2 protein-coding genes are annotated in these 3,760 nt (G+C 65.0%); both read right to left on the bottom strand.

The features are described from left to right. Nucleotides 1–130: 130 nt before the first annotated feature. Nucleotides 131–3,331 carry an efflux RND transporter permease BpeB gene (bpeB, locus tag WS96_RS31545; protein WP_059837883.1) on the bottom strand — a complete coding sequence of 1,067 codons (3,201 nt, stop codon included), beginning with the start codon at nt 3,329–3,331 and terminating at the stop codon, nt 131–133. A gap of 15 nt (nt 3,332–3,346) precedes the next feature. Continuing rightward, a partial coding sequence (locus WS96_RS31540; protein WP_179949999.1) for an HlyD family secretion protein occupies nt 3,347–3,760 on the bottom strand: 414 nt, incomplete at its 5' end.

Genomic DNA, 3,760 nt, shown 5'->3' with positions numbered 1-3,760 from the left:
GTCGCGTAGACGCCGCCGGCCGGGTACGCCTGCGCGACGGGCGCGTCGGGCCGCTTGTAATGCGGCGCCATCGTGCAGCCCGTGGCAAGGAGCGCGACTGCGATTGCAGTCAAAGCGTGTTTTTGCATCATCACTGTCCCTTGTTGCCTTCGTCGCCGTTGCCCGGCTTCTCTTCGTGGTGCGAGTGCTCCTGAGCCAGGCGCAGCGCCTCGTCGACGTCTTCCTTCTCGCCGCTGAAGATCGCACGGATCTTCACGAAGAACATCGGGATCATGAAGATCGCGAGGAACGTCGCCGTGATCATCCCGCCGATCACGCCCGTACCGATCGCGTGCTGGCTCGCCGAGCCCGCGCCGTTGCTGATCGCGAGCGGCATCACGCCGAGAATGAACGCGAGCGACGTCATCAGGATCGGACGCAGCCGCAGGCGCGCCGCTTCCAGCGCGGCCTCGATCGGCCCCATCTTCTCCGTCAGCTGCAGTTCGCGCGCGAACTCCACGATCAGGATCGCGTTCTTCGCGGACAAGCCCACGGTCGTCAGCAGGCCCACCTGGAAGAACACGTCGTTCTCGAGGCCGCGCATCGTGGCCGCGAGCAGCGCACCGATCACGCCGAGCGGCACGACCATGATCACCGAGAACGGGATCGACCAGCTTTCATACAGCGCCGCGAGACACAGGAACACGACGAGGATCGAGATCGCGTACAGGATCGGCGCCTGCGAGCCGGACTGGATTTCCTGGAACGACAGGCCCGTCCACGAATAGCCGATACCGACCGGCAGTTTCTTCGCGAGCGTTTCCATCGCGGCCATCGCCTGGCCGGTCGACTTGCCCGGTGCGGCCTGACCCTGGATTTCCATCGCCGACACGCCGTTGTAGCGCTCGAGCTTCGGCGAACCGTACGTCCAGTGACCGGTCGCGAACGCGCTGAACGGCACCATCCCGCCCGACCCGTTGCGCACGTACCAGATGTTCATGTCTTCCGGCGTCATCCGGAACGGCGCGTCGGCCTGCACGTACACCTTCTTGATCCGGCCGTCGGTGTCGAGGAAGTTGTTCACGTACTTCGACGCCCACGCGATCGAGAACGTCTGGTCGATCGCGTCCGCCGTCACGCCCAGCGCATTCGCCTTCTCGCGGTCGATGTTGACCTTGTACTGCGGCGTATCGTTCAGGCCGTTCGGACGGACACCCTGCAGCGTCGGATCCTTCGACGCCATCCCGAGCAACTGGTTACGTGCGGCCATCAGCGCGTCGTGGCCGAGACCGGCGTTGTCCGTCAGCTCGAAGTCGAAGCCGGCGGCGGTGCCGAGTTCCGGAATCGACGGCGGGTTGAACGGAATCACGAGCGCGTCCTTGTAGCTCCCGTAGCGCCCGAACATCCGGCCGATCAGCGCCTGCACCTTCTGGTTCGCATGCTGACGCTGCGAGTAGTCCTTCAGGCGCACGAACACGAGACCCGAGTTCTGGCCGCGGCCCGCGAAGCTGAAGCCGTTGACCGTGAACGCCGATTCGACGATGTCCTTCTCGTCCTTCAGCAGGTAGTCGGAAATGTTCGCGAGCGTCTTCGCGGTCGTTTCCTGCGTCGAGCCCGACGGCGTCTGCACGATCACGAACATCAGGCCCTGGTCTTCATCGGGCAGGAACGACTTCGGCAGGCGCACGAACAGCAGCCCGACCGCGACGATCACGACCAGATAGATGATGAGCCAGCGGCCCGAGCGCTTGATCACGTGGTGCACGCCGACGTGGTACTTGTCGCGGCTGTTGTTGAACGTGCGGTTGAACCAGCCGAAGAAGCCCTTCTTCTCTTCGTGATGGCCCTGCGGGATCGGCTTGAGGATCGTCGCGCACAGTGCCGGCGTCAGAATCAACGCGACCAGCACCGACAGCACCATCGCCGACACGATCGTCAGCGAGAACTGACGATAGATCGCGCCGACCGAGCCGCCGGAGAATGCCACCGGCACGAACACCGCCGACAGCACGAGCGCCACGCCGACGAGTGCGCCGGTGATCTGGCCCATCGCCTTGCGGGTCGCCTCCTTCGGCGACAGCCCTTCCTCGGCCATCACGCGCTCGACGTTCTCGACCACCACGATCGCATCGTCGACCAGCAGGCCGATCGCGAGCACGAGGCCGAACATCGACAGCGTGTTGATCGAAAAGCCGACCATCGACATGATCGCGAACGTGCCGAGCAGCACGACCGGCACCGCGATCGTCGGGATGATCGTCGCCCGCAGGTTCTGCAGGAACAGATACATCACGAGGAACACGAGCACGATACCTTCGAGCAGCGTCTTGACCACTTCCTCGATCGACAGCTTCACGAACGGCGTCGTGTCGTACGGGTACTTCACGACGAGGCCGTGCGGGAAGAACGGTGCGAGCTCGTCGATCTTCGCGCGCACGGCCTTCGCGGTCGCGAGCGCGTTCGCGTTGGTCGCGAGCTGGATACCGAGTGCCGCGGTCGGCTGACCGTTGTACTTCGTGTCGAAGTTGTAGTTTTCGCCGCCGAGGCCGATCTGCGCGACGTCCTTCAGGCGAACCTGGGAGCCGTCCTGGTTGACCTTCAGCAGGATGTTGCCGAACTGTTCGGGCGTCTGCAGCAGCGTCGATTCGGTGATCGTCGCCTGCAGCACGGTGCCCGGCGTGGCCGGCGTGCCGCCGATCTGGCCGCCCGCGATCTGCACGTTCTGCGCGGTGATCGCGGAGCTGACGTCGACCGGCGTGAGGCCGTAGTTGGTCAGGCGGTTCGGGTCGAGCCAGATCCGCATCGCGTACTGCGAGCCGAACAGCGTGACGGTACCGACGCCGTTCAGCCGGCTGATCGGATCCTTCACGTGCGACGCCACGAAGTTCGCGAGGTCGTACTTGTTCATGCTGCCGTCTTCGGAGTTGAAGGCGAGCACCAGCAGGAAGCTGCTGCTCGACTTCGTGACCGACAGACCGAGCTGCTGCACGACCTGCGGCAGAACCGGCGTCGCGAGCGACAGCTTGTTCTGCACCTGGACCTGCGCGATGTCGGCGTTGGTGCCCGGCGCGAAGGTCAGCGTGATCGTCGCGTTGCCCGAGTCGTCACTCGTCGACGACATGTACAGGAAGTTGTCGAGACCGCTCATCTGCTGCTCGATCACCTGCGTCACCGTGTCTTCCACCGTCTTCGCGGAAGCGCCCGGGTAGTTCGCGGTGATCTGGATCGATGGCGGCGCGATCGTCGGATACTGCGAGATCGGCAGCGTGAAGATCGCCGCAACCCCGGCCAGCATCAGGATGATGGCGATCACCCACGCGAAGATCGGGCGATCGATAAAAAACTTTGCCATGAAACAGGCTCCCTGTTATTGCGCGCTCGATGCAGCGGCAGCACTCGCCGGCGCGGCGCCCGATGCGGCGGCACCGGAAGCGGCAGCGGCGCCGGACCCGGCGGCGGCCGGCGCGGCGGGGGCAGCAGCACCCGAGGCGGCATCGGCCGCCGGAGCGAGCTGCGCGGGGACCGTCTTCACGGTCGCGCCCGGGCGCACCTTGTCGACGCCTTGCACGATCACGTGATCGCCCGCCTGCAGACCGCCTTCGACGATCCAGTTCTGCCCTTGCATGCCGGTGGTCTTCAACGGACGCGGCTCGACCTTGTTGCTGGCGTTCACCACCATCGCGATCGCCTGGCCCTTCTGGTCGTGCGTGACGCCGATCTGCGGCACCAGGAACGCGTTCTCGTTCACGCCTTCCTCGATCCGTGCACGCACGAACATCCC

It is taken from the genome of Burkholderia sp. MSMB1835 (genome assembly GCF_001526365.1).
Classification (GTDB): Bacteria; Pseudomonadota; Gammaproteobacteria; order Burkholderiales; family Burkholderiaceae; genus Burkholderia.
The sequence above is the reverse complement of the archived record's forward strand: the minus strand, read 5'-3'. Positions and strand labels throughout refer to the sequence as shown.

Coding starts and splice junctions, on each gene's coding strand:
- bpeB (WP_059837883.1), bottom strand. CDS start 3,331: ATGGCAAAGTTTTTTATCGATCGCCCGATCTTCGCGTGGGTGATCGCC.